The organism is Candidatus Poribacteria bacterium, assembly GCA_028820845.1.
Classification (GTDB): domain Bacteria; phylum Poribacteria; class WGA-4E; order WGA-4E; family WGA-3G; genus WGA-3G.
Window position 1 is genome coordinate 1 of sequence record JAPPII010000001.1, and the last position, 25,560, is coordinate 25,560.

The 25,560-nt window shown below is 47.0% G+C and carries 23 protein-coding genes; 7 read left to right on the forward strand and 16 right to left on the reverse strand.

Translation table 11 applies throughout. The features are described 5' to 3' along the window. Positions 1–1,868: TonB-dependent receptor (locus OXN25_00005; GenBank protein MDE0423228.1), on the reverse strand; the 1,868-nt coding region annotated here is incomplete at its 3' end. 325 nt (positions 1,869–2,193) lie between these two features. Here OXN25_00005 and OXN25_00010 point away from each other — a divergent pair. Next, complete coding sequence (locus tag OXN25_00010) at positions 2,194–3,456, forward strand: hypothetical protein (protein ID MDE0423229.1); 1,263 nt, start codon at positions 2,194–2,196, stop codon at positions 3,454–3,456. Positions 3,457–3,639: 183 nt separating this feature from the next. Here OXN25_00010 and OXN25_00015 read toward each other — a convergent pair whose 3' ends face one another. From OXN25_00015 to OXN25_00055, 9 genes are all read right to left on the reverse strand, one after another. Then, positions 3,640–4,410 carry a nitroreductase family protein gene (locus OXN25_00015; GenBank protein ID MDE0423230.1) on the reverse strand — a complete coding sequence of 257 codons (771 nt, stop codon included), beginning with the start codon at positions 4,408–4,410 and terminating at the stop codon, positions 3,640–3,642. Then, a complete protein-coding gene (locus OXN25_00020) occupies positions 4,407–5,462 on the reverse strand; it encodes a PfkB family carbohydrate kinase (protein MDE0423231.1) in 1,056 nt (351 codons plus the stop codon). The genes OXN25_00015 and OXN25_00020 overlap by 4 nt, the downstream gene beginning before the upstream one ends. Further along, positions 5,455–8,088, reverse strand: a complete 2,634-nt coding sequence (locus OXN25_00025) for a DEAD/DEAH box helicase family protein (protein ID MDE0423232.1) — start codon at positions 8,086–8,088, stop codon at positions 5,455–5,457. The genes OXN25_00020 and OXN25_00025 overlap by 8 nt, the downstream gene beginning before the upstream one ends. Positions 8,089–8,124: 36 nt before the next feature. Further along, a complete protein-coding gene (locus OXN25_00030) occupies positions 8,125–8,316 on the reverse strand; it encodes a type II toxin-antitoxin system HicA family toxin (GenBank protein ID MDE0423233.1) in 192 nt (63 codons plus the stop codon). Next, positions 8,313–8,525, reverse strand: a complete 213-nt coding sequence (locus OXN25_00035; protein MDE0423234.1) for a type II toxin-antitoxin system HicB family antitoxin — start codon at positions 8,523–8,525, stop codon at positions 8,313–8,315. Before OXN25_00035 ends, OXN25_00030 begins: the two co-directional genes overlap by 4 nt. A gap of 91 nt (positions 8,526–8,616) precedes the next feature. Beyond that, the gene (locus OXN25_00040) at positions 8,617–10,362 is read right to left on the reverse strand and encodes a site-specific DNA-methyltransferase (GenBank protein MDE0423235.1); all 1,746 of its coding nucleotides are present in this window, start codon (positions 10,360–10,362) and stop codon (positions 8,617–8,619) included. Between the two features lie 42 nt (positions 10,363–10,404). Continuing rightward, the gene (locus tag OXN25_00045) at positions 10,405–11,259 is read right to left on the reverse strand and encodes a nucleotide-binding protein (protein MDE0423236.1); all 855 of its coding nucleotides are present in this window, start codon (positions 11,257–11,259) and stop codon (positions 10,405–10,407) included. Positions 11,260–11,334: 75 nt separating this feature from the next. Beyond that, positions 11,335–11,835, reverse strand: a complete 501-nt coding sequence (locus OXN25_00050; GenBank protein ID MDE0423237.1) for a nucleotide-binding protein — start codon at positions 11,833–11,835, stop codon at positions 11,335–11,337. Between the two features lie 160 nt (positions 11,836–11,995). Further along, the gene (locus OXN25_00055) at positions 11,996–12,457 is read right to left on the reverse strand and encodes a nucleotide-binding protein (GenBank protein ID MDE0423238.1); all 462 of its coding nucleotides are present in this window, start codon (positions 12,455–12,457) and stop codon (positions 11,996–11,998) included. Between the two features lie 170 nt (positions 12,458–12,627). On the opposite strand from OXN25_00055, the gene OXN25_00060 reads away from it, so the two are divergent. Then, positions 12,628–13,680: a 3-isopropylmalate dehydrogenase gene (locus OXN25_00060; GenBank protein ID MDE0423239.1), complete on the forward strand. Its 1,053-nt coding sequence runs from the start codon at positions 12,628–12,630 to the stop codon at positions 13,678–13,680. Here OXN25_00060 and OXN25_00065 read toward each other — a convergent pair whose 3' ends face one another. Then, positions 13,681–14,442: a class I SAM-dependent methyltransferase gene (locus OXN25_00065; protein ID MDE0423240.1), complete on the reverse strand. Its 762-nt coding sequence runs from the start codon at positions 14,440–14,442 to the stop codon at positions 13,681–13,683. Positions 14,443–14,476: 34 nt separating this feature from the next. Next, complete coding sequence (locus OXN25_00070; protein MDE0423241.1) at positions 14,477–14,866, reverse strand: hypothetical protein; 390 nt, start codon at positions 14,864–14,866, stop codon at positions 14,477–14,479. A 96-nt stretch (positions 14,867–14,962) separates the two neighbouring features. Here OXN25_00070 and ychF point away from each other — a divergent pair, with 96 nt between their 5' ends. Beyond that, complete coding sequence (gene ychF, locus OXN25_00075; GenBank protein MDE0423242.1) at positions 14,963–16,057, forward strand: redox-regulated ATPase YchF; 1,095 nt, start codon at positions 14,963–14,965, stop codon at positions 16,055–16,057. On the opposite strand, the gene OXN25_00080 is transcribed toward ychF, so the two are convergent. The 4 genes from OXN25_00080 to OXN25_00095 form a co-directional block, all read right to left on the reverse strand. Beyond that, complete coding sequence (locus OXN25_00080; GenBank protein MDE0423243.1) at positions 16,047–16,700, reverse strand: lysophospholipid acyltransferase family protein; 654 nt, start codon at positions 16,698–16,700, stop codon at positions 16,047–16,049. The two genes, ychF and OXN25_00080, sit on opposite strands and share 11 nt — an antisense overlap. Positions 16,701–16,737: 37 nt before the next feature. Continuing rightward, positions 16,738–17,412 carry a (d)CMP kinase gene (gene cmk, locus OXN25_00085; GenBank protein MDE0423244.1) on the reverse strand — a complete coding sequence of 225 codons (675 nt, stop codon included), beginning with the start codon at positions 17,410–17,412 and terminating at the stop codon, positions 16,738–16,740. Beyond that, positions 17,409–18,314, reverse strand: coding sequence for a prephenate dehydrogenase (locus OXN25_00090; protein MDE0423245.1), 906 nt, complete (start codon positions 18,312–18,314; stop codon positions 17,409–17,411). Before OXN25_00090 ends, cmk begins: the two co-directional genes overlap by 4 nt. A gap of 160 nt (positions 18,315–18,474) precedes the next feature. Then, entirely contained in the window at positions 18,475–20,385 is a 1,911-nt protein-coding gene (locus tag OXN25_00095) for a hypothetical protein (GenBank protein MDE0423246.1), read from the reverse strand. 160 nt (positions 20,386–20,545) lie between these two features. Here OXN25_00095 and OXN25_00100 point away from each other — a divergent pair, with 160 nt between their 5' ends. From OXN25_00100 to OXN25_00115, 4 genes are all read left to right on the forward strand, one after another. After that, positions 20,546–22,747 (forward strand): tetratricopeptide repeat protein, encoded by a 2,202-nt coding sequence (locus tag OXN25_00100; GenBank protein ID MDE0423247.1) that lies wholly within the window; start codon positions 20,546–20,548, stop codon positions 22,745–22,747. Next, positions 22,747–24,717, forward strand: a complete 1,971-nt coding sequence (locus tag OXN25_00105; protein ID MDE0423248.1) for a tetratricopeptide repeat protein — start codon at positions 22,747–22,749, stop codon at positions 24,715–24,717. The genes OXN25_00100 and OXN25_00105 overlap by 1 nt, the downstream gene beginning before the upstream one ends. Positions 24,718–24,993: 276 nt before the next feature. Further along, positions 24,994–25,353, forward strand: coding sequence for a type II toxin-antitoxin system RelE/ParE family toxin (locus tag OXN25_00110; GenBank protein ID MDE0423249.1), 360 nt, complete (start codon positions 24,994–24,996; stop codon positions 25,351–25,353). After that, positions 25,353–25,559, forward strand: a complete 207-nt coding sequence (locus OXN25_00115; protein MDE0423250.1) for a hypothetical protein — start codon at positions 25,353–25,355, stop codon at positions 25,557–25,559. Before OXN25_00110 ends, OXN25_00115 begins: the two co-directional genes overlap by 1 nt. Position 25,560 lies beyond the last annotated feature (1 nt).

A 25,560-nucleotide genomic window follows, 5' to 3' on the forward strand; every position in this document is an offset into this window, starting at 1 on the left:
GGTGCGCGGAACCCGGTACTATAACTTCCCCGCAACCGCATCGTTTCCGTAACCTTGTAGTTTACAGCGGCTTTGTAGTTCAGGGTGCTACCGAAAATCTCAAATTGTTCACCGCGCACAGCGAGCGCGATCAGGAGCGGATCAATCGGTCTGATTTCAGTTTCCAGATACATCGCAACGTTGGAACGGTACCACTTGCCTGCTGCAACCGGGCTGAACCCTGAAAATCCATTGGAGGCGGCAGTGAAGCCTTGCGCTGCGAGGGGCCCGATCTGATGCGACTCGCGTTCGCCCTCTATGATTTCAAATCCTTCGTCCCGATATTCCAAACCCGAAGCGAGGAACACCATGTCGCTGAGCGGATAAGTTACATCAAAGTTGAGGTTATAATCCGTCTGGATATAGTCGCCCGGATCAAAATAGGTCGGTGTATCTGGACCGAGCGAAGCATTAACGGTATTGAAAATAAAGAAATCAGCATGGTTTCGTCCAAAAGAGCCGCTGAGATCCCACGTTAAGTCCTTACCCAACGTGTCTCTGAGCGCGGTGCCTTTAACGCCAACGACGACGGAACTATCCCACATGAATGCACCAAATCTGGGGGTGAATCCGCCTGGGAACATCTCCTGAAATGTGAATAGATTCGGGTCATTCTTGACGGCTTGCAACCGTTCAGGATCCGGAACGTGGTTGGTTATCGGGATATCGTCAGCATCGTGAGGTGAGAGTTCAGTAAACTCCTGTCCTGCAGCTTCCGCTGTTGCCTTTCGGGCTTCCCAGTCTGCCATCTCGGCTGTCAAACCCCGCATATCCCCGACGAGCAACGTATCGCCACCGGTCGTACTAAACACACCACCGCGGGTATTCGGGTTACGGAAATAGAACCCACCTTCAACGCGCTTGCGGGCGTAGTTAGCATGCCCATAGAAGTCGATGGTATCCGTGAGGGTCGCACCGTAGTTAGCGAAGAGTTTGACATCATTCTCTATAATCGGCTGTCCCCAAATTTGTGCCGGGTCTTTCACACTGAAATTGCCTGCGTTAATCAAATTTATGGCATCCGTACGTTGGACAGACCGGATGGTTGGATCCGCGCCACCGTATTCTACACTGAGGCTAGTCCATGCGTCCGGATTTCCTAAACCGATGTTGCCAGCGATTGCAAATTGCCTACCGTCGCCCTCTTGGTAGATACCGGGTTTAAATTCAATCGATCCGCCTTCATAGTTGTCTTTCAATCGAAAATTCATCACACCAGCAATGGCATCAGAACCGTATTGTGCGGATGCGCCATCACGGAGGACCTCTACCTGTTGCAGGGCAATCGCCGGAATAGGTGCGAGGTCAGGTCCCTGTGAGCCATCAGATAAACCGTTCCCGAGCCAGTGAATCACTGCGGCACGGTGGCGCCGCTTGTTATTAACGAGTACCAATGTATGGTCTGGAGCGAGTCCCCGTAAATTCGCCGGACGGACCACTGTTGACGCATCACTAATCGGCTGTGTATTGACGTTATAGGAGGGCACCAAAGTTCTCAGCAGATCCGGTAGATCCGCGCCGCCCTGCTTTTCAAAGGATTCGTTTGACACGATATCGATCGGGACTGCCGAATCCAAGACGGAGCGTGGCTGCGCACGGGTACCCACAACAACAAGCTCCTCAAGCCTTACAGGTTCCTCTGCCGTAGCTGCTTCAGCTTCATCCGTCCCTTCTGCCTCTTCAGATGCTTCAGCCTCGTCCGTGGCTTCCGCTTCTTCTCCCGCTTCGGAATGTTGGTCCGCCATAACGGTTGTAAACGCGCACATCAAAACACTCATAATAATAATGAGTGTTAGGATAACTGGGTTAATATGATTCTTGTAATACATAGGTCTCCCCTATAATTTTGGCGTAAATGCCAGACTGTCCGCACCGATTTCACAACCAGTGATAATTTAACATAATATAGATACCTTTTAGAAAACGCACGAATAATCCGCGCCTTTTCCACAAATGTTTCTATAATTATACCCAATATTTGACAATTAATCAAATTACCTATACAAAAATCCAAATAAATTTAGACTTGACAATGAAAATGTGTTGATATATACTTAAAGTTATGTGTTAAACTTGGTGCTATACACTGTGAGAATATAAACAGTTATCGAAGCGTTCACCAAATAACTACACTCATAACAGAAATACATTACCATGGCTAAGAAAAAGGGACGCCGCTCCGCAAATGTGGCACGAAAACGTGAAAAACGAAAGCGCTACCAGAAATCCAGGCAGAAGCAGCTTGCCGTCGAAAAGCAACGCAGACTCCGCTACGAAAAATCAGAAGAAGAGCATTTACATGCCTGCATTGCACAGAGCCGACAACTGCTCCATGAACCTGAACTTGAAGGCGTACTTTTCGATCCCGAACTGATGTATACACAGGTAATGGAACTCCTCAGTGATTACGAAGTAGAGGGGCGAGATACACCTACAAACGAATCAGTTGAAGTGAGCCCAATTTTCCCGCGAAACGCATTGGACACAGAAATGGCGATCATGGAGCAACCCGCTTCAACATCGGACGCGGAGACAGCGTGTGAGAACTTTCGGTTAGAGGTACTTCCACATCTGGTTACACCGGAATTCATGCGAAACCTTAGACAAGCACTCACAGCATGTGAAACTCGTCTCAAGTTGACCGGCAACCGAAACCTTGCCGAGGTGGCTTATGTGACGCGCTCCCTTTTTGAGGCAGCACCGCCGGAAATATTAGCATTTCACCCAATGATCCAAGCCATCGGTATTGAAACGTTACGGGTGCTTGTAGAGGAACAAGACTTAATTATCGAATGGCGTGATGGTGTAAAAGAAATTCTTTCAGACGTATTAGAGCACGAAGATTTGGAAGCATCCTCGCCTCAACAGACCTCTGTCTTTTCGGATACTCCCATTGATAACAAACGCCAGAAAGGCAATGATACTGAAACGACACCTCCGGCCTTAGATGCAATGGATGTCGAAACAGAAACCTATATTGAGTATGCTGCTCCGAATCGGGACGAACCAGAGGTGAATGCAACAATAGAAGCAGCGTTAGATCCGGCACCTGTTGAGAGCCTTGAAACACTTATGCTGGAAGCAGCCCCACAGCCGTTATCCTTCTCACCCGACGAACTTCCAGCTCGAGCACTCTACAAAAATTTCACAGGGCTGGCAATAAAGGAAAATTTTAAAGAACAAACAGACAAAGTGGCTTCACAAAACGGTCTTCTCAATTACGCTTTGGTAAGCGAAAGCGAAGAGCAGATCGAATTTATTGATATAGAGAACGAACGCTATGTGAAAATCACCGAAGAACGACTTCAGTTACACGCGCGCTCAGACACAGAGTTGCGTATTGCAATGACAGAGATAGAAGCACAGTGTTCATCGGTACTCATGTACCTTGCCAAAACGATCGAAGAAAGGGGGTAAAATTATGCCACGGAGTAAAAGCGGGCTGGTCCGGCGTCGGACGCAAATCCGTCAACGCCAAAAACGACGCCTGAAAAAGAAGAAAGCGACATTGAAAGAACTCTTGCAGAACCGCGCAGTTTAAGACACCCAGTTCCCGTCGAGGCGGGTTCCCTGCCCGCCCATATCACTAAGATTCAACACCTACTTCACCTTCTCAAAATGCACGAACTCCGAGGTCGGCAATCGGACAGCGCTTTCGGTCTCTTTTTCAACATATCCGAGTCTGAGAAGTGTAATTACCTCATGAAAGATAGGAATATTGAAAAGCTGGCGAATCTGTTCACGATCCGTTGAACGTTCTAAAGGCGCACTGACAAACTGCACACCGATGTCTAACGCTGTCGCTGCGAGAAGGATGTTCTGAATTAACATTCCCATACTCAACCACATCCATCGGGACCCACCTTCACCGGGCGGATATCTCTTGCAATTCATCGTAACCAGCATAAGTAGCGGTGCCTCGCGCACCTGCAGCGAAATCTCCTTAGCCGGTATCTTCCCAGCTCCCAGATGCCCTAAAAGTGTAAATGACTTGGCGTTTTTTAAGAGGCTCTGCAATAATTTTTCTGGGGCATCCTGAAGGGGTTTTGGTAGCGTCACGTGGTCTGCGAGCAAGACACCATCACCCAGTTCTTGCCATTCTTTTTCTGTGAGACGCATCCAACGGCTATTGTCATCAAGAAAGTTGGCATCCTTGAATTGCGTAATAACGGCACGCTCCGTCAGATCAGCGAGTGCCGATTTTCCTGCTGTCTCCTGAATCAACACAAGTTCCCAAGGTTGGACATTAAAGGGAGAGGGTGCCCATCGTGCAGCCGCAATGAGTTTTTCGAGGTCATCAGTTTCTATATCGCGCTTCTGAAATGTTCCGCGATGGCTTCGGCGTTGGGTTATTGCATCAAGGACATTCATAGGTTTATACAGTTCCGATGGCGTTCAAGGATCTCCGCCGGTGAAGCTGTACCAGTCGTTCCGATTTTGGTGACCGTAATTGAAGCCACCAGATTCCCGACATAAGCCGCCTCAATAGCTGCAGCACCTCCTCGTGAAGGGCGCAAACTACAAAGCGACGCAACAAGTCCAGCAGAAACACTGTCTCCCGCGCCAACCGGATCAATCTCACTATCAACAGGGATGCCTGGGATATGCGTAAATTTTCCTTCACAACAGACAAGAATACCGTTTTCGCCGAGAGTGACGTATACCGTATTTTGGGTCTGCGCCGCGAGCGCGATGGCACACTGTTTCGCCATCGCGATGTCAACTTCGTGTCCGCGCCACCCCGGCTGAACAGCACGCTTTGCCTCAAACCGGTTCGGCTTAATGATCACATTCCGATACGCGCCAATCCGCGTCCGGGAGTCGGCGAAAAAAATCTTTTCAGGAAACGCCGCCGCCAGCTCACAGAGTGCTTCTCTCACTCGGTTGGTAATAACACCTAAATTTTCATGCGGCATCTGGTCTCCAACGATTATACCGTCAACAAGCGGAAGACAGGCTTTCAGGGCCTCAATAACTGCGGTCTCAACATCTTCTACCATTGGGGATTGGTTCTCAATATCGAACCGGGGTCCCTCTGTCTCCACGCCTTCATAACCGCGATGTATCGGTTTGAGGTAGGTAGGCGTGACCAAATCCGGCACCTGTACCATAAAATCGGTCAAACACCCGTTCGCCTCTAAACGATTCAGCAGCGTTCCTCCAAATCCGTCCTCACCTATGACCCCAAGGGTGTAGACGTTACCCACACCCAACGCCTTCAGGTTATTTGTGACAGTCCCTGCTGCGCCGGGACTATAGCGTTGCGCAACGACCGGGTTGGTATGCCACGGTGTTTCCAGAGACAGCGTAGACTGCGTTTTATCTATGTGCCAGTAGGCATCAAGATAGAAATCTCCGATGACAAGGATACGTTGTTGGTGAAATTGACTGAGAATAGTTTTCAGGCGCGCTTCGCTAATCAATGTATTTCTCCAAGGTCTCATTCACTGTTTCACGCCAAGAATCTTCAAATAGCATTCGGAAAGACATTGTTCTGTTATTAGGAGAGGTAATGTCCATTGTGCCGTGTGATGTAGCGTTTTGATAGGCTGTTTCCAACGCTTGAATGAGCTCCTGTTTATAGGTCGTGTCGCTATTGCCTTCAAGGTGTTGTCCTTTAGTCTCAAAGATACAGAGGCGTTGCGGTCCCGTTTGACTCCGTTGGAGACAAGCGATAAAATCTGGGTAGACGCGATCGCGTCGCCACCCTTGCAAGAAATATCCCTGCTTCGCAGCGATGCGGTGCCACCACTGAATCGCGTTCTGTTTGTCCAAGTAGAGCGCGAAATCTGTTTCTAAATTGTTGAATTCTGCTTCAAACACTTGTTCAAATAGGTTCAGCTGCAACGGATCCCCGTGTGGATGCGTCATCGGTCTTGCTTCAGGTGTAAGATTAACCATGAGAGTTTTTTCCATCTGGTAGTTTAACGCGGCATCTGCTTGTAGGTTAAACTGGATTTTCCCGTCTTCCAACTTCTCCCGAAAAACGGCTTCAGCGAGTTTGTCAATGCGATCGCGCAGATGGCGTTTCAAGTACTCGGAGAGATACAACCGATGTGTATACAATGTTTCATCGTCAGTGCCTTCTTCACGGTAGGCAGCGAGCGTTGCCTTTACGATGCGTGCGGCGTGCCACGGGTTCGGCAGGACATCTCCCAATCGTCGCACGAAAAACGCTACCTCTAAGTTATGCGTTGCACTCGCTTGCAACTTTTTATTAATTACCGCTTCGTCTTGGAGGTGGATAGTGGCGCGAATTTCTTGGAGTTGTGCCTCCGCTCCTAAGTTGATAGGGGCTATCGCACCAAGTTGATGATAGTCAATTGCACTCAGGATGTCACGCTCATAATTGAGCTCTCGCCAGTTTCGTCCGTGTTTATGCAGGACGCGCGGCAGAAAGATGTCTGTATCACGGTATGCTTGCTTTCGTTTGATGGTTCGCTGAACATGCTCCGTACCCGGTCCTTCAACAAAATTGCCCAATCCTGTCAGCCCTTCTGCCTCTAATCCTTGCTTGACGTTTGCCACTGCATCTTTAACTTTCTGATTGTAACAGAAGATATAACAACTATCCAATTCAGGTTGGTTTGTAGCGCGGGCATAGGGTTGACGCATAACTCTGCCGATGAGCTGCGTCATTGCTGTTGCTGCGGTGGTGTTATCAAGAAGCGCGAGCAGGTAAGCAAAGGGGCAATCCCACCCCTCTTTCAAGGCATCTTTGGTAATGATATAACGGACAGGGCAAAACGGACTCAGGAGGTCTATTCCCGAAAGCTCATCTTGTTCTGACGATTTCACTTTTACTTGTTCTGTCGGCACACCCAAAACGTCAATAAGTTCTTCGCGGGCATCTTCGGCGTGTACCCGGACCCCATCACGCTGGTTTTTGCCAGTGCGATCTACACGAATCACGGCGATCGGACGAATATAGCGGTTTTCTACTTGCTGGAACCATTTCGTCGTTTCCTCAAGTTTATCACGTTCTACCTTCGTCTGCGCGAGGGTATACTTCCAATCAGAATTCGGGAAATTTCGGAGTTGGATCGGGAGTTTAATCATTTCTTCGTCTTTAAGTGCAAGGCCGGAAATGTTGACGAGAATGTTACTGATGCCGAGTTTTGGGGTGGCAGAAAGTTCAAGGACAAAACGCGGATTGAGCCGATTGACCGCCTCTACAAACTGCTCGTTATTTTTGGCGTTCCTACTCCCGTAAGCCTTGTGTGCTTCATCTAAAATCACGGTGGGACGCAGCAACTTCAGCACATTAAAAAGACTCTGTTTGATGAGTCTGTCTGCTGGATTCACTGTAAGTCGAGGCTGTTGCGGTTGAGTGTCCGTTGCTGTTTCAAGGTCAGGATGCTTTTCCGATAATGCCTGATGTTCTCGGACATCATCTTCAACGGGAAAAAAGGAGGCATAACCGCCAGTATCACGGAAAATCTTAAGGAATTCCTTGTTTCGGTTTCGGTTTGCGGCGGGGAGCATGAGGAGCATGACACAGAGGTAGTTCTCAACATCGTGCTTCGTGAATCTATCGTCTTTCTGAAGCAGCTTGACGCGGTCACCGGAAGCGCGGTCCAAAATCTGCCGATACGGATGCTCTCTGTTCCGAAAAGCGTCATAAGTTTGTGTATAGATGGCTTTCGTGGGGACGAGCCACAGCACAAACCCGGTGCCGAGTTTCAAGCGACGCACCGCGTCTACACCTAACAGGGTTTTTCCACCCCCCGTTGGCACTTTTAGGCAGACATGCGGAATCGGTTCACCGGCGGCACTTTCACGCGAAATGTGTTTTGGAATCAGTTCTTGCCCTTGTGCGTCTGTAACGCTCGGTAGGGCAGCTGCTTTTCGTAAATTTTCCCATGCAATGTGCGGATAGTCCTCCGCTCGCGCTACTAAATTCGCTGCTTGCTCCATCAAGAAGTCTGGAACATCATCTGATGCGAGATATGCGGCGGCTTTATCTGCTTGCTGGTGGGCTTCCTCTAATGCTTGCAGATAGCGATCCAGTGTATCTAATGCTTGTTGCTGATAGTCTTTGAGTTCCATTGTGTGATCACTTAACTGAAAAGTGGATTGATCTGACTATGGAGGTGGAATTTTTAAATCTTTACAGATTTTCTCAACAAGCCACTTACCAATCTCATTATGGCGAGGCACAGCAGTTGAGACTTGAACACCTATATGCCTCTTACCCCACTGTGAGTGCCGGCCGCCTTCTCGAATAAAATAACAACCATGCCTCCTGAGATGCCTAACCAACGTCCTTCGTTTCATATCTGGATAGTGACTTCCTCATGCTCAACTTTTGCAGCCTTGATAGCCTCTTTACGATTGTATTCTACCATTTCCAGGAGCGTAATTCGTAGTGCTTCAAGTAATTCGTCTTTAGTCCGTTCTTGGCCATTCACACCGGGAATTTCTTGTATCCATCCGATCCACCAGCCTTCGTCCTGTTGAATAACTGCGGTATAGTTTTGTGTCATGGGTTCTGTCCTCCTTTAAGAAAATTACACAATAAGTGTAGCACGAATTTATGGTCAGGTCAAATCAAATATGAACAACGGAAATCGCGCTTTACGCCTCCGCAATGCGATGGATGCTGTAAGGCAGCTGGCAGAACGTGATTCCCATATCCGTTAGTTCTTTCTGACTGACGAATTTCTGTGGTGCATAGACGTAAGCCTTTTTACCGGTTTCTTGGCACGTTTTGGCGATCTGCTCGGCACGCGCCCCATCTAATGCCGACGCATTGCTCTCCAGAAATTCCAATGATCGTTCATAGATAAGATAGAAACGGATGTTGTCGGTTTCGCCAAAGCAGTAATCTTTCCGCTTTTCAATGGAAGTCAACGCGCTACCGGTGGCAGTATAAGCGATATAGTGTGCTAAAGTTTCGTAAGAGGGGAGCGTCTCACCCGTGAGCATACCTTCCTCGTCAATCGGTTCACCGAGGGTGCAGTAGGTAAAGGAGCCGCCGAGGCCGTTTCTGAGGGTTTCATCTTTGACATTTTCAACTCCGTTAATGACGCGGCGGACGCGTTCTGCAGTGATGGTATCTGCGTAGTCTTCACATTCAACAAGAATAAACTTTCGGTTACCTCCATCTTCTTTATTGAGAGATAGGACAGCATGGGCGGTTGTGCCGCTACCAGCAAAAGAGTCAAGGATAATGTCGTTAGGACCAGTCGCCGCCTCAAAAATTGATTTTAATATTCCTTCATCTTTAGGAAATGGGAAAACCTTACCAAGTATCCTATTTAATCGTTGTGTTGCCCCTTGGGCATCTTTGTAAAAGACGCTATAGGGTGTCTCATACTCAGTTTCCCTTAGGTAATGTTTGCGTCTGGGCACAGTTTTTTCGTTACTCCCAAAGAGGATACGATCATCTGCGATAAGTTCTTTCATTCTTTCTTGGGTGTAACGCCATCCGTTTATGGGAACAGTACATGGCTTGTTCGTAATCGGGTGAATTACTGGATACCTGTCTTTTCCGCTAACTGGCGGAGAAGTACTGGTAGAACTATAAGGTCCCCGGTTATCCACATAGCGGTAATCTCTATGTCTCTTAGCGGGGTCAACATCAGATAATCCACTAAACCATGCTGCCAATTCTTTCTCAATCTTTGGAAAGTCTTGTCCGTGCTTTCGTCCAAGTTCTATATGTTTCTTGTAGACATCATCAAGTCCCTGTTTCCGCACGCGCCATGAGGTTCGCTGTTCATTCAGATACTCATGATTTTTGAGGTAGCACAGGATATAATCGTGTGAATTGGAAAAAAGCCGAGAGTTGTTTTTTATTCGAGCTGCCCAGATAAATTGTCCGACAAAATTTCCCTTCGGAAAAATATCTTTTGCATCAAAAATGTCATCCATGATCGCGCGCAGGCGATGCACTTCATTATCATCAATAGAGATGAAAATAGCACCATCCTCCGTTAGCAACTCCCGCAATAAATGGAGCCGAGGCCACATCATGCACAACCATTTATCGTGACGCTCTAAATCCTCAACGTCAATAGGACTGTGCTTCTCTAACCACGCTTGCATCATCGGACTGTTGACATTATCATTGTAAACCCAACCTTCGTTGCCGGTGTTGTAGGGGGGATCGATGTAGATACACTTGACTTTGCCAGCATATTTCGGGAGGAGTGCTTTTAGGGCATGCAGGTTGTCGCCGTGGATGATGAGATTATCGTTGAGTGATGGATCCTTGTCATTGGTGAGGGATTTGTCTGCGTCTGTCTGTAAGGTGCAGATGGGGACGGTGAGGTGGTGTCCGTAGATGAATTGTTTACCTTTGAAGTCGAGCGTGGGCATGGGGATTTCCTTTTAACGCTGTGCAGAGGGGCCTCTACAAGTTTATCTATTCGGGAGGAGCTTGTTCATATCAATAGTTATACCAACGGAGGCTATTTCTTGAGCCAATTCCATTTTCCAGGCCCCGCGATCATCCATCTGCACGTAGATTATTCCGTGAATGTCTGAGGGTAGTTCAACCCCTTCTTCATAGAGAATACATACACGATCACGCCCTAACCCACACAAAAAGTAGCCGAGTTCCAAGATAACATTCTGACGTGCCCTCGGTTTGGATTCATCTGTTTTATCTTTTGGCGCGCCAACATCATCAGCAGTCAGCAGAACAATTGCAAAACCTGCTTCTTCTGCGTGCTCTTCAAACTTATCAATGATTGTTTGACCTTTGCTTGGCTGCTCGTCAAGTATGGTTGCAGTTAGATCCAAGTCAGTGACGAACCTTGCAATCTTGTGTTTTGCAGCTTCGTTATGTCCGTGGACAATGAATATCTTGTCCCCAAAGTTGCGTGTAAAAGGTGCTGGTTCATCAAAAAGTTCAAGTTGATTTTGAATTCCCATTAAGTAATTGATGTCCCTGTCTACATTTTCTCTGTACCTAGTCAAATCCCTTGAAAACTCGACTCTTTCCTCTGTATTTGGAGACGAAACTATTCCTATAGGAGGAAAAATGCAGCATCTAGCGTACTCCTCTGCCACTAAAGAGCCATCAAATAGTTGTAACAAAAGGTTTTTATTATGGCGTGACCAGTTTCCATGAGCATTTAGAGCAAGACTATATTCATTTCGTGAATCAATTTGTCTATCGCGGAGTTGTTGTCCTTTCTCAATTCGCTCTTGTATTTTCTTCTCGGCTTCTTCTCTGCTTTCGCGCAATTTCGGCAGTGTCTTTTCTTCCATAGTTTCGCCTCTACTTTTATGCCAACGCAGCGTAAGTTTGCGCGGAAGGATTCGATAACTCCCTCCGGTTCAGATTTAGATAGCGACTTCTTCATGATAATGAAGAGGCTCCTCTACAGGTCTTTCCTGTGATTCAACGGGTAGCCCTGCGTTCATCATTTCTTTCCCGATTTTCAATTGCCAATTGTTGTCACTATCCATAGGGATATAAATTAGACCAGAGATGTCCGATAGTAACTCAACGCCTCCTTTATACAAAGCACACACGCGTTCACTACCTAAGCTCCCAAAGAAGTAGCCGAGTTCCAAAATCACATTCTGGCGTGCTCTGAGTCTGCGTTCTCCTGTTGCCTTTGAAGATCCAACGTCATCGGGAGTTAACAAGACAATTGCGAAACCCGCTTCGTCTGCATGTTCTTCAAACTTATCAATAATTGTTTGTCCCTTGCTGGGTTGTTCGTCAAGAACGATTGGCTTTAAACCTAATTTCTTGATGAACTCAGCAAGAGTTGTTGCAGCTTCTTTGTCGTCATGTATATAGGAAATAAACACTGTCCGCCGATTTTTTTCATCCATGATTCTCCTCCATTCTTATGCCGATGCGGCACGCGGAGACACTTATTCATATAAGGTGAGAACACTGTATTGATTATAGCATTAATCCATTGGTAGGTCAACTCTATTGTGGAAGGACCACCTTACAAAAATCCTGTTAAGGGTTTTCAAATTCTCTATTTTATAAAAGTTTGTTTGCATCGAAAGATAGTCCCGCCTGTTTCATTTCTCTTGCTAACTTCAACTGCCATGCACCAAGCTCATCCATAAGCACATAAACAACGCCGTAAATATCTGAGGGGAGCTCAACGCCTTCTTTATAGAGGGCACAAACACCTTTACGCCCTAACGCATGGAAAAAATATCCGAGTTCAAAGATAACATTTTGCCGTGCTCTGAGTTTGAGATCGTTCTTCTTTTGAATAGGAGCACCAACATCGTCGGGGGTCATCAGGACAATTGCAAAGTTGGCATTTCTGGCGTATCTTTCAAATTTTTCAATGATCGTCAAACCTTCACTGGGCTGTTCATCAAGTATGACTGCCTCTAAGTCAAGTCTTTGGACAAACCTTGCGGTGGCTATTTTGGCTACTTCGTCATGTCCGTGTACAATAAACACTTTTTGCGACACTTTTTCGTCCATAGTTCTCCTCGTTAAAATGGTACGATAAGTATAACATGAATTTACAATAACGGCAAGTAAAAACCTAATAACACCTAATTTGCAATATCGCCCCAGATGTAGTAAAATATTAGGAACCCAGTTTTCTTAGAACAAATTTAGATTACGATCCCAACATTTGGAGGAAATTCATGTATAAAATCGGTCTCATCCCGGGCGATGGCATCGGCCCCGAAGTGACACGGGAAGCAATGAAAGTCTTCGGGGCAGCAGCCGCAGAAGCAGGCATACAGTACGAAACAGTTGAATACGATGTCGGTGGCGACCGGTATCTCAGTACGGGTGAAGTGTTACCCGATTCGGTTTTAGAAGAACTTCGGGGACTCGACGCTATTTACCTCGGTGCTATCGGCCACCCGGATGTCAAACCCGGGATTTTAGAGAAAGGTATCCTGCTAAAGGTCCGGTTTGAACTCGATCTCTACATCAACCTCCGTCCTGTTAAACTTTATCCTGGCGTGCCGACACCACTGAAAGATAAAGGACCTGAGGACATTGACTTTATTATCGTTCGCGAAAATACTGAAGGTCTATACGCCGGCATAGGCGGTTTCCTGAAACGTGGGACGCGCGATGAAGTCGCCATCCAGGAGATGATCAATACCTACAAAGGTGTAGAACGCTGTGTTCGTTATGCTTATGAACTCACCCAAAAGCGCAATAAAGAGAATACGCTGACGCTCTGCGATAAGGCAAACGTTTTGACTTACGCTCATGACCTCTGGCGACGCGTTTTTGACGAAGTTGGTGAAGATTATCCCGATACAAAAAAAGAATACGCTTTTGTTGACGCAACGACGATGTGGATGGTGAAAAATCCAGAGTGGTTCGATGTCATTGTGACATGCAATATGTTTGGCGATATCATCACCGATCTCGGCGCGATGATTCAGGGTGGCATGGGGATCGCAGCATCCGGTAATCTAAACCCAGAGAGCGTCGCTATGTTTGAACCGATTCACGGCTCCGCGCCCCGTTATACCGGCAAAAATGAGATTAATCCAATCGCAGCGATAGGCGCAGCTGGAATGATGTTAGACCACCTCGGACACGCAGCGGCAGCAGCAAAGGTGGATCAATCCATCAGCGATCTGTTGGCGAGTGGTAAAATCAAAGACCTCGGTGCTGGAAGAATGGGTTATACGACAGAGGAGGTTGGCGATCTGATTGCCGAAGGTTTATAATCAGGTTTCCAAGCGTGCTGTAAAATTAATCCGATCTGAATACCGGTTCCAACGACTGAAGGTATACATATCGTAGGCACTCAGCGGTTTATAACCCGCCTTTTTGAGGAGATCATTAATAACAGGAACTTCATAGATGCGTTGTTGATGTACCTCCTCATAGCGTCTAAATAACTCACCTTCACGGATAAAAAAGGTTAGCAGTGTACGGCACATTTTGCTGTGATAGAGATAATTATTTTTCCAAATGTAGGTATAATCCTCATGGTTTGCGGCGAACGTTTTGTTGTGGAAATGCTCAACAATGTTCCGTTCTGTTGTCACGTCAAAAATAAACAAGCCATCGGGTTCGAGATGCTCAGCAACGCACTCAAAGACCTGACTGAGTTCGTCCTCATCGTAGGCATAGTTAATGCTGTCATAGGTGCAAAGGATAGCGTCAAACCGTTGGCTGAGGTGAAAATCGCGCATATCGCCGTGATGCAATCCGATGTTCAGATCGTGCGCGGCTACCTTCTTCTTAGCGATTTCCAGCATGCCCGCCGCCCGATCTACCCCTGCCATTTTATAGCCTTTTAAGGCAAGTTGAATCGTCAAGGCACAAGTCCCACAAGCCAAATCAAGGACGCGGCGCGGTTTACAATCATACCTATCGAAAAGCGACTCAATGTAATGGGTCCAACGGGTATAGTTCACATTGGTCATCATACGGTCATAAGCGTAGGCGAATTTCTCATAGGGGGGCGTTAGGTGTGTTTGCATTGTTCACGTGTCGTTTGCAAAACGCTATTGCAAGTCACTCGTTTCCTCCTTTAAATCCGACAGAGGCATTCATCATCCGAAGGAGTGTGTTAATCTCATCAGCGTCCCAGACCTCATCTCTGTTGGCTTCTATTGCGTATCTGCCGACAGCTCGAATCTTGCGGAGACTGATTTTCCGGGTGAGGAAACTGAAGGGCAGCTGCATACCCGCAGTTTTGACCCGGTCAAACGTAGCCTCAATGTCATATCGATCAACGCCTTCAGGTGCCTGTCGAATCAAGGCATCTCTTACCATATCTGTACCAAAACCGAATAACTCTTTGATAATAAACCATTGTAAAACCGCAAGGCACACTGTGAGGATTAAGAGAAGTGTTAAAACTTTAACGATATGCCGTTTCCATCCGGCTTGCTCGGCAGCCATATCTGATTCACCTCGGGGTTGGATTCTGTATCTAACGCTTATATTACCAGTTTACGCAGATGTCGTCAATAGGTTTTTTATGGATAAAGGTAAAACATGAAGATAGGAATTGTCGGTAGACCGCAAGTCGGAAAAACCACGGTGTTCAATACCTTAGCCCACTCCAATGCAGAAATTGGAGGCTACACGAACCGTGGTCAGATAAACCTCAGCACGGCTAATGTCCCAGATGAACGTTTGGAGCAGTTAGCAGAAATATTGCAATCTAAAAAAATAACCCACGCGACAATTGACTATGTAGATGTCGCTGGCGTAACGAAATCGGATGTGGAGCAAGCAGAGCTGGATACTGGAACGCTCGCCTCCCTCCGCATAGTTGACGCGCTTGCACATGTCGTCAGACTGTTTGAAGATGAAACAGTCCCACATGTCGATGGCAGCATTGATGCCGAACGTGATATTGAGAGTGTCTCTCTTGAGTTCGCACTCGCCGACCTACAGATCGTTGAAGGCAGACTTACACGACTCCGCAAGCAATTTCAAAGCCAGAAACTACCAGAACTCCAAAGCGAAATCCGACTTTTAGAAGTGTGTCAGCAGACCTTGGAAGACGGCAAACCGCTCCGTGTCCTCGACCTATCCGCCAATGAGGAAAAATTGATACGCGGTTATGGGTTCCTGACGCAGAAACCGTTGCTGCTGGTGTGCAACATCGGTGAAACACACTTGGACGCAGTTGATGACATTCTCAAACACTTCAGGAAATACGAGGTGGAGCCGCAAACAGCAGTCATCGTGCTCGCCGCACAGTTAGAAATGGAACTCTCACAACTTGAGGATGCCGATGCGGAAATTTTCATGGAAGAATTGGGATTACAAGAGTCGGCTTTAGAACGATTTATTCAGACCTCGTATAATTTGTTAGGGCTTCTCACGTTCTTCACAATCAACCCAACGGAGTCCCGCGCCTGGACTTTGCGGGAAGGGCAAACTGCTGTCGACGCAGCTGGGCGCGTCCACACCGATTTCGCGAAGGCTTTCATTCGTTCGGAAACAATTCACTGGACAGACTTAATCGGATGCGGGAGTTATCCCGAAGCGCGAAACAGAGGGTTGCTGCGATCTGAGGGTAAAACCTATCAAGTCCAAGAGGGTGATGTGTTATTAATTCTTGCGAACCCTACAAATTGAGCATCTGATCCCGCAAATCCGCAATCGCTTCCATCATCTGATTCCCCATGTGCTGATACATCTCACGTCTCGTCTCGAATTCCTCGGCGGTGAGTTCAAGCGGTTCACCGAAAATGACTCTTAGTTTTGATCGGCGCAAGCGTTTACTGTTGCGTGGCAAAACCCGTTCTGCGCCGCTGTGAAAAACCGGGATAGTCGGAACACCGGCTCGGTGTGCAATAAAGCAGGCACCATCGCGCGCTTTACCCAGCGTCCCATCAACGCTACGGGTCCCCTCTGGAAACATAAGCACAACATTCCCATCTTGCAAAAGCGAGATCGTTCTTCGCAGTGCCCCTAAGTCAGGCGCGCCTCTATTCACAGGATAAGCATTATAAACCGAAATGAGTTTCCCTAAACCGGGGATATCGAACGCTGTACTGCGTGCCATGAAATGAATTTCACGGTTCGCAGCAGAGCCAATGATCACAGGATCAAGGAAACTGACGTGATTTGAAATGAGTAACACGCCACCTTCCCTCGGAATATGCCCAACGCCGTGCGCCTCAAGGCGACCCACGGTTTTACAGAAAAGGCTCGTAAGCCGATGCCCCCATCGGTAAATTGAACGCGGTGTCCAGAACTGATTATTGGTATACCACATAAAAACAGAGGGGTTACAAACCCCTTCTACTCTCCTATTACTCCTGATTTCCGCACACTTGCGCAATAATAAAGTCGACCACTTCCTCAATCGTCTTATCTGTCGTATCCACGATAATAGCATCATCGGCGGCGCGTAACGGACTGTGTTCTCGTGTTGTATCTTTTTCGTCGCGTTCGCGAATCTCTGCCTCAACTGCTGCTACTGTTGTATCCACATTTTGCGCCTGAAGTTCAGCGAGTCTACGTTTTGCCCGCTCTTTCACGGAGGCATCCAGATAGAACTTAAAATCAGCGTTGGGAAAGACGATCGTTGTTAAATCCCGTCCCTCAGCAACGATGCTTCCCTCAGCACCAATCCGCTGTTGGTGTCCGACGATTTCGTGACGAATCTCTGGGATCTTCGCGACATCTGCAACCAACCTATTAACAGCCGGTGTCCGGATCTGAACAGATACATCTTCAGCATTGAGTAAGATCGTTTTGCCGTTATCTCTAAATTCGATATGACACGCTTTCACCTGTTCTATCAACTTCGGGCTATCCGCTGGTAGGCTATCCGCTATTGCCAATACAGTTACGGCTCGGTACATGGCTCCAGAATCGAGGTAGAGCAATCCAAGTCTCTCTGCGATCCGTCGAGCCACTGTGCTTTTCCCAGACCCAGCGGGTCCATCCATCGCAATCGTCACCTGAGGTCCAATCTTTTTCATGCGCCTCCTAACACTTCCCTGCGTTTTTTAACGATAGTCTGTGCTTCAACAAGCACACGTTCAATCTCAGCAAGATTGTCTGTTTGAAGTAAGGTTTTGAATTCCGTTAAATTGGCAACGATGTCCTCAATTAATGCTAAGAGGGCATCGCTGTTCTGCGTAAAAATACCGGTCCACAAGTCAGGTGAACCGGCGGCGATACGGGTGGAATCTCGAAAGCCGGTCGCTGTAAAGTCCAATGCTTTACCCTCTTGGATTTCGACATTCGCAACAGTATTCGCGAGTATACTTGCAATGAGATGGGGTAGGTGGCTTGCGGCACCGATGAGTTGGTCATGTGTTTTAGGTGAAAGGAGATACGGCACTGCGCCGACAAATTCCCAAAGACTCTTAACCAGCTGCAAGGCATCAGGATCGCTGTTTTCTGTGGGGGTCAAAATACACTTTGCGTTTTCAAAAAGCGTTGCACACGCCGCGTCTACACCTGTTTCGTGTGAACCTGCCATCGGGTGTCCACCTATAAAAGAGAGAGCATCTGAAGCGTGCGTCTGCAGACATTCCTCAACGGACTTCACCAACACAGACTTCGTGCTACCGGCATCTGTCAATACAATCCGGTGCTCTGGCGCAACGGATTCAACGATACGTTGAACCAATTCAGGAATCAATTCCACGGGTGTACAGAGCACTACAAGATCGCTTCCACGAATCCCATCTTCTATCTCTGTTGTCACGACATCAACGGCATCCCGTGCGAGTGCATTTTCGAGCCTATTGATGTTCCGTCCCAACCCGACGCGTTGCCCCTGGAACCCATTCTTCTTGAGTGCAAGCCCAATGGAACCCCCGATTAAGCCAACACCCCATATTGTAATTCGACGAAGCTGCTGTATCTGTGCCATAGAAGTTCAAGAAACCTTCAATCTGCGAACATATCGCTACACACTTCCATTGAGAAACTGATTACATTTTAAGAGAATTTAGGTGCTTCTGTCAAGTGAAAAACTTATGTGCCGGCAATCGAAAGTGAATGCAGAGAACGCTCTGACTGCTGACAACCATCTACCATATAAACCGATACATCGGCTTCTCTAAGAAGATACCGAGAAGTCCCCAAACACTTCCGACCAAGAACTCTCCGAGAATCAGTCCTAAAAAGAACGGCGCAACCCGCCGAAACGTCTGGATGCCACCGAAACGCAGGATTGCCAACTTGATGAAATAACTGATAAAGACGGAGAACCAAAAAAAATTCACTGCCCACGTTCCAGAGATTGCATACCCGATCGGATACAAGGGCCACCAGAAAAATCGAAGTCGAATCAAGGTCAGACCAAACGCAAACAGAAGTCCACAGACCATAGCAATTACGGACGGAATGTTCACAGGCATCGGGTTTGTGAGCCAATTCTGTGTGCGATTAAACACAGAACCCGACCAGACTTCAATCGCTCCACTCTCATAACCGATATGAAGTGCGCCCCAAAACGCAGCAAAAGGACTTAGCACCATCGCAAGGAACATAGCAATTGCAATGCGGCGTGGCGAACTTCGAGAGCGTTCTGCCAATTTTAAACCCTCTAACTGATGTGGCATGGTATTGCCACGATACGCACGGTTGAAGCAGAACACGAGCGAAAAGAGTGCCAAATTCTGTCCACCCAGCCGCCGCATTCCGAATATTTTGGGGAGCAGCACATCGGGTCCCATGGAACGCAAATCGTGGATCGGTGGACCCAGCTCAGCACGGACGCGAGTGATAACGGTGACTGTCGTTAGGTGGATGGCAAAGACAAGCACTGCGACCCACAAAGACATGCCCGCCATCCACCAAAAACCCGCCAATAGCAGAAATCCACCGATGAGCCCTAAGACCGCAGCACGGTAGGAAATCGGTTCTTTTGCTGCCTTTTCTTTCTTTCCACGCCACGCCTGTCTGAGAACGTCTCTGAGATGGTGCCGCGCACTCCATAACGCCATGCCTAACACACCAACACAGACCCCAAAGGACTGGTCAAAAATGAACGGGAACCCCGGAATCCGCTGCAAGCCAGCGATACTGCCGAAAATCATCTCGAATTTCCAGAAAATGTAGAAGAACCAGAATGTAAACGAAAGATCAAGAGGTATGAAGTACGCCATCCCAATAACGAACGGAAAGAAAACAACTGGGGTCCAGCCAATCGCGTTCCACGGTTTCGTTGTAAAGAGCGGACGTAAATCGTAGAATTCGCCGCCGAGTCCAGGGAAGTTTGGAAACAGAAAATGGAGTCCATTCACGACATCTATTCCGCCTGCGAGAATTATCCCGACCCACAACGGTTTTGAACGGAAGAAACGCGCTGTTGTCATCTGATAGGGTAACTCAATGATCGGATAGCTAAGCCTTTCGACTTCAATCCACTGTCTGCGTAGAATAACGTTGATGCAAAATGTTGTGGAAAGGAGGACGATGATAAACCCACTCCACGCCAGCGTAGGTTTCCACCACATTTGGAGATGTGGCTGTAGATAGAGGCTCGACTCGCCTGTAAAGTAGACGGTCAATTTATTTTTATCCGTCAGCGCAAGCCAGTCTGGGATATAACGATGAAAAAGCGTGCTCCACTCGTTTTCCTCTGTCGCCAGCCATCCAACCGTGGCAATATTGGTAATAATTACCTCAAACAGATCGTGTCCACAGATGGCTGAGGCAACAGACAGCATTGCATAGAGCGTTAGGAGTTCGCCTTGGGTGAGCGCGGCACGTGGTGCGAATCGGTGCAGGGCTGTATTGAGGGCTATCAAGACGGCAAGTGCGAAGACGGTATTGAAAAAGAGGGACATCGTTGTTGGAAAGCCTTGATCCCAACGCAGCGATGCGAAGACCCAATAGTTATTGAAGGGGATCAGCAGGAGTCCAAGCCAAATAATCCGCCACCGGATTTTCTGGTGAGAAGCAGACGTAGCAAAGGGGACAGAGCGTCGCAGCATAGAGGGTACCCGTCAGGATGCGTGAGATTTTCAGCCCGAACCGCGACGCTATTATACCTCAGAATCGAACCTGACTCAACAAATTTTTCCTTGAAAAAATAAAGAAAATCTGGTAAAATAAGCCCTAAATTACCTAAGCTCAAGGCAATCGTTTTTCAAAATGAACGCTATAACAGAAGCGCACTATAACCTCGGTATCGCTTATCTGGAAGCCGGACAATACAACAGAGCCATCCCTGAATTTGAAGCCGCCATAAAACTGGACGCGAATTTTATAGAGGGGCACTGCGCGCTTTGCCGTGCCTATCTCGAACAGGGCGAACTGGAAAAGGCGAGTGGTGCGGTCACAACGGCACTGGAACTTGACGCGACTCACCAACCGACGCTGCTCCTCCATGGCACCATAACGGAAGCTTATCACGACAAGGGCAAAACCTACTTAGATGGCGGACGTTACACTGAAGCGGTTACAGCATTTCAGCAAGCGATAACGCTTGACGCGGATTTAGGGGATAACCCGCAGAAATCTCCTCTGGAAAAGACGCATATCCATGCCCATCTGGGTGCTGCCTACATCGGTATGAAGGCGTATCAAAACGCCATCGATGCATTGCAAAACGCGATTGCCCTTGATCCAGATCTTGTTGATGCACATTATAACCTCGGTCGTGCCTACATTGAACAGGGACACTCTGACAAAGCGATTCCGCATCTGGAACGTGCCATAGCGATTTCTCCAAATCTCAAGAGCGCACACTACAACCTCGCACGTGCCCACCGAGCATCGGGTAATTTGGAAGCGGCAACACACGCTGTCACGGAAACATTAAGGATTGATCCGAGTTATCAAACTGCCCACGAACTCGCGAACACAATAAAGCAAGCACATTACAATAGAGGCATCACTTATCTCAACGATGAACGCTATAGCGAAGCCGCCACAGCCTTTCAAAGCGCGATAACGCTCGATCCTGACTTTACAGCTGCCCACTACAACTTAGGATTAACCTTCCTCAAGATGGAGTCGTATCCTCGCGCTGTAGATGCGCTTCAGAAAACGATAACGTTGGATCCGACTTATGTCGCTGCACACCATTCCCTTGCACTCGCTTATCTCGGTCAACAGGAACTTGGAAAAGCAAGAGATACGGCAAGAAACGGTTTGGCGGTTGATCCGAATTATCAACCACTTATTTCGTTTTTGGCAGCGGTTGATCCAAGCTTCACTGCATCGCCACAAGAAACGGAAACCGCCGCGCCGCCAGAACCGGAACAACCTATAGTCTCACCAGTTGATGTAAAGCCGAAGCAAGAGACCCATTACGAACTCGGTATCGTTTATCGGGATGCGAAAATGTACACTGAAGCGATTGCGGAGTTCCAAAAGGCGATAACTGTGGATCCGAACTTTGTAGCTGCACACACGAGTTTAGGTGAAGTCTATCTTGAAACCGGAAATCTCAAGGATGCAGAAAACGCAGCGAACGCGGCGTTAAAAATCGATGCTAACTCTCAACCAGCGCGTCAACTTTTAGAGGCTATAAAACGTGCACGTCCCACTTCGAGTCCAGCGAAAGCACCTGAACAGACAACAGCTCTTGATATACCGAACAAGCAGCGAGACTTAGAACGCGGTATGATTTTCCTTAACAACAGGCAGTATAATCAAGCCGCTGCGGCATTCAAACGGGTGATAAAGGCAGACCCTAATTCGGTAGAGGCACACTATGGATTAGGGCAGGCTTACCTCGGAATAGAAGCATTCGATGATGCAGAAGCTGCAGCAAACGAAGCGTTAAGGCGAAATCCAAAGCATCCGCCCACACGTGAATTGATCCAACTGATAAAGTTCGCTAAAAATAGAGAGAAAAATCGGGGAAAACGGAGGACAATTCTGAGGTATGCTGTGATTTTGGGGGTGATTGCGCTCGGTATTTTCGCAGGCATAGGGTTTGAAATCATCCCCTGGCCCGATCCGATGCCTCCAATTATCTCAATAGCAGCCTCTTTGGAGGAACCGTCTGGAAACGACTTCCTTGATGCCGATGAAACAGGATATATTAGACTCACTATCAGCAATAAAGGTGGTACAGCACGCAATGTAGAACTTAGACTTGAGCCGCGTGAACGCACATCTTTTGCAGGGTTAACGTTTATAAAACCAACACTGATTTCTGAGTTAAAAAAAAAGAGTATAGAGACTATTAGAATCCGTGTAACCGCAGCGAAAAAAATACAAGGGCGGGAACAGTCCTTGCAAGTCCAATTGCTTGATATGGATAAAATATTCCTCGCAACGAAAGATTTCACCTTCAAGATTATACCGCAAACACCAAGACCAGAGCCACCAAGGGGGCGATAATGAACAATAGGACATTGGGTATTATCGGCGGAGTCGCTTTAGTTCTTGCCATCCTCGCGCCATTCGTATTAGGAAATGCTAACAAGGTTAAGAAGTTTTTTGAAGAAGCTGAAATGCTGTATGAGCGTGAAGACTACGAGATAGCGATCACAAAATACACGAAGGCACTACAAGAATCGGAGAAAATTGGAGCGAAGACTGAAGCCATTGATACGGATTTCACCACCCTCGTCAATCTCAAAATTGCGTGGTGTTACTACAAACTTGCTGAAAACACAAGCGATGTCAGACATAACCAACAGGCCCTCGTACATATCAAAAAAGTTGCGTCAGATACACAAGTAGCCAAATATCAAGAAGAGCTCACCTACTTGTGGGCAGAGAATCTTTACGCAATTGAAGAGCATAATCAAGCAAAATTTAAATTCGCCCAATTGATAGAAAAATTTCCAAAAAGTCAATGGATACCAAAAACACTTTATAGGGTTGCGGAAATTAACTATCAACAGGAGAACTACGATGCAGCTCTGGCGAAATTCCAAGAATTGGTTGAAAGGTTCCCACATTCTGAATTGACGGGGGAAGCAGAACGACGTATTTCTGAATTGACGGGGGAAGCAGAACGCAATGAAAGAAACGATGAGGATCGGCAACGTGAATCAGAAAGTCCAGAACCTGACGATAGAGCAAAACAATTGCTGAAAAAAGCATCCGACTTACAAGAACAAGGCAAAATCCACGATGCCTATGAACGCTATACACAGATCACCAAACAATACCCTAAAAGCGAATATGTTACGGATGCCTACGTCGGAAAAGCAGAAATCCATCTTGAAGCGAAGGACTATGCAACTGCTCGAAAATACTATGAAGAAGCTATGTATAGTATTACTGATGGAGATCGAAAAGAAAAATTATATAGGGCATACCATCGTACCTACCTGGTTCCTAATCCTGACAGAAACAGGAGAAGACCAAAGGAACCTATTGGCGAACTTTTTGTCAAAGCAAGACTACTTCGATTGGAAAGACAATGGTTAAAGGCAGCTGAAGTTTATGAGAAGCTTCTTAATAGGAATTTATCCGTTGATGATAGGGTCTACGGACTTTATTGGTGTGGTAGATGCTATTACGAAGCCGCTCAGATGGATTCAACATTATTTTCCAAACCGGTTGAGGTCTTCAAAAAAATTACCACTGGTTATGAAAATAGCCGGTATGACATCAACGCCTACTACTATCTAACTCTGGCATATAGCGACTGGGCAGAAGAGTTATCTGGGGATCTATCCAAACACCAATCAGTTATCCATGTCGTTGAGAAAGCCAACGCAAAATATGTAGACAATCATGATCCTACAGTTCGCGAATGGCTCAGTCGCATGCAAGAATTGAGTAATAGGGCTGCTCAAGAGTTATCCCCTGATCCAGAACCTGATGATATAGAACTTGAACCTGATGATGATACAGATGATCCAGAACCTGAACCTGATTACGAGCGGTTCGTTAATCAAGGCCACGAGTATCTCAATAAAGGCGATCTTGAAGCTGCCGTTAAGAAAGTGAAACAAGCGTTAAGCCGTAACCCAAATTACACACCTGCTGATGAGCTTAAGTTAAAAATCAAAGAAAGGTACTATAGAAGTGGATGGGTGCTTTTTGGCGAAGAACAATACGAGAAAGCGATTGAAGAATTTAAGAAAACCATTGCTCTTGATTCGGAGTTTAAAGAGGCTTACTGTTATCTCGGGGCAGTTTATATTGAACAAGAAAAATATACCAAGGCAATAGAAGTACTTAGAAAGGCGATTGACATTGATGAACAGTTTGAAGAAGCGTATTTTAACCTTGCTCTTGCTTACTTAAAACGTGGACATTTTAAAGAAGCAAGGGAAGCTGCTGAAGCTGCTCTCAGAATTGATCCAAATTACGAACCACCACGCAGGCTTATAGAGTTCATAGCCGATTAACTTTGATCACAAGGATCAGAGAGATTCATACCTACACAACCGCACACCTGTCGATTCCTTGACTTATACCATTTCTAAAAGTTTATCTCGCATTAACCGAACCCACTCACGTCACACCCAGTAGGTGCGGTTTCTAACCGCACCGAGCAGTGCTGAAAAATAGCCAACCTTTTAAGAGGAATTATCAATTAGAATTGGTATTAGTCTCTCAAATCGTGTTATAATTCTGAGACTTGAAAATATCTGTCCACTTTCCTTATTTTGAACGGAAACCCCATGCTTGATGCCGTCTTTTTTCGCACTCCCAGCGGAAATGAACCTGTACGAGCATGGCTCAGCGACCTTGGTCAGGAAGATGCCAACATAATTGATACTGATATCAGAATAGTAGCAGAACATTGGCCCCAGGTGCTTCGCACGAGTCTTGTTAAGAAGATGCCGGGTGAAGAGCAATTATGGGAAATTCGTAGTCGTATCAGTGAAGGAAGACGTATCGCACGGGTTTTGTTTACTCTCGAAGGCCGGAGGATGATTCTCCTACACGGTTTTATCAAAAAGTCGAGAAGGACACCCCGAAAGGATTTACGCTTGGCTCGAAAACGAAGAGACTTATTAAAAAATGGGAGTCTGTCATAATGAATAAGTATCATGGAAGCAAGTTTGAGGAGTATCTGAAAGAAAAAGGCACGTTTGAGGAAATCTCAGTGCTCGCGCAAAAACGTTGGGAAGAGTTACAAACTCAGGAGCCGGAAAACACCTCTGGAATTGCTGAGGATTTACCCAGATGGACCAAGAGATTTTCTCAATGGCTACGGCATGCCATCAATAATCTCATTTCATAGC

What these genes read in the sequence shown, in the direction of transcription:
- OXN25_00010 (MDE0423229.1), top strand. Translation starts at nt 2,194, where the DNA reads ATGGCTAAGAAAAAGGGACGCCGCTCCGCAAATGTGGCACGAAAACGT.
- OXN25_00015 (MDE0423230.1), bottom strand. Translation starts at nt 4,410, where the DNA reads ATGAATGTCCTTGATGCAATAACCCAACGCCGAAGCCATCGCGGAACA.
- OXN25_00025 (MDE0423232.1), bottom strand. Translation starts at nt 8,088, where the DNA reads ATGGAACTCAAAGACTATCAGCAACAAGCATTAGATACACTGGATCGC.
- OXN25_00030 (MDE0423233.1), bottom strand. Translation starts at nt 8,316, where the DNA reads ATGAAACGAAGGACGTTGGTTAGGCATCTCAGGAGGCATGGTTGTTAT.
- OXN25_00035 (MDE0423234.1), bottom strand. Translation starts at nt 8,525, where the DNA reads ATGACACAAAACTATACCGCAGTTATTCAACAGGACGAAGGCTGGTGG.
- OXN25_00040 (MDE0423235.1), bottom strand. Translation starts at nt 10,362, where the DNA reads ATGCCCACGCTCGACTTCAAAGGTAAACAATTCATCTACGGACACCAC.
- OXN25_00045 (MDE0423236.1), bottom strand. Translation starts at nt 11,259, where the DNA reads ATGGAAGAAAAGACACTGCCGAAATTGCGCGAAAGCAGAGAAGAAGCC.
- OXN25_00050 (MDE0423237.1), bottom strand. Translation starts at nt 11,835, where the DNA reads ATGGATGAAAAAAATCGGCGGACAGTGTTTATTTCCTATATACATGAC.
- OXN25_00055 (MDE0423238.1), bottom strand. Translation starts at nt 12,457, where the DNA reads ATGGACGAAAAAGTGTCGCAAAAAGTGTTTATTGTACACGGACATGAC.
- OXN25_00060 (MDE0423239.1), top strand. Translation starts at nt 12,628, where the DNA reads ATGTATAAAATCGGTCTCATCCCGGGCGATGGCATCGGCCCCGAAGTG.
- OXN25_00065 (MDE0423240.1), bottom strand. Translation starts at nt 14,442, where the DNA reads ATGCAAACACACCTAACGCCCCCCTATGAGAAATTCGCCTACGCTTAT.
- OXN25_00070 (MDE0423241.1), bottom strand. Translation starts at nt 14,866, where the DNA reads ATGGCTGCCGAGCAAGCCGGATGGAAACGGCATATCGTTAAAGTTTTA.
- ychF (MDE0423242.1), top strand. Translation starts at nt 14,963, where the DNA reads ATGAAGATAGGAATTGTCGGTAGACCGCAAGTCGGAAAAACCACGGTG.
- OXN25_00080 (MDE0423243.1), bottom strand. Translation starts at nt 16,700, where the DNA reads ATGTGGTATACCAATAATCAGTTCTGGACACCGCGTTCAATTTACCGA.
- cmk (MDE0423244.1), bottom strand. Translation starts at nt 17,412, where the DNA reads ATGAAAAAGATTGGACCTCAGGTGACGATTGCGATGGATGGACCCGCT.
- OXN25_00090 (MDE0423245.1), bottom strand. Translation starts at nt 18,314, where the DNA reads ATGGCACAGATACAGCAGCTTCGTCGAATTACAATATGGGGTGTTGGC.
- OXN25_00095 (MDE0423246.1), bottom strand. Translation starts at nt 20,385, where the DNA reads ATGCTGCGACGCTCTGTCCCCTTTGCTACGTCTGCTTCTCACCAGAAA.
- OXN25_00100 (MDE0423247.1), top strand. Translation starts at nt 20,546, where the DNA reads ATGAACGCTATAACAGAAGCGCACTATAACCTCGGTATCGCTTATCTG.
- OXN25_00105 (MDE0423248.1), top strand. Translation starts at nt 22,747, where the DNA reads ATGAACAATAGGACATTGGGTATTATCGGCGGAGTCGCTTTAGTTCTT.
- OXN25_00110 (MDE0423249.1), top strand. Translation starts at nt 24,994, where the DNA reads ATGCTTGATGCCGTCTTTTTTCGCACTCCCAGCGGAAATGAACCTGTA.
- OXN25_00115 (MDE0423250.1), top strand. Translation starts at nt 25,353, where the DNA reads ATGAATAAGTATCATGGAAGCAAGTTTGAGGAGTATCTGAAAGAAAAA.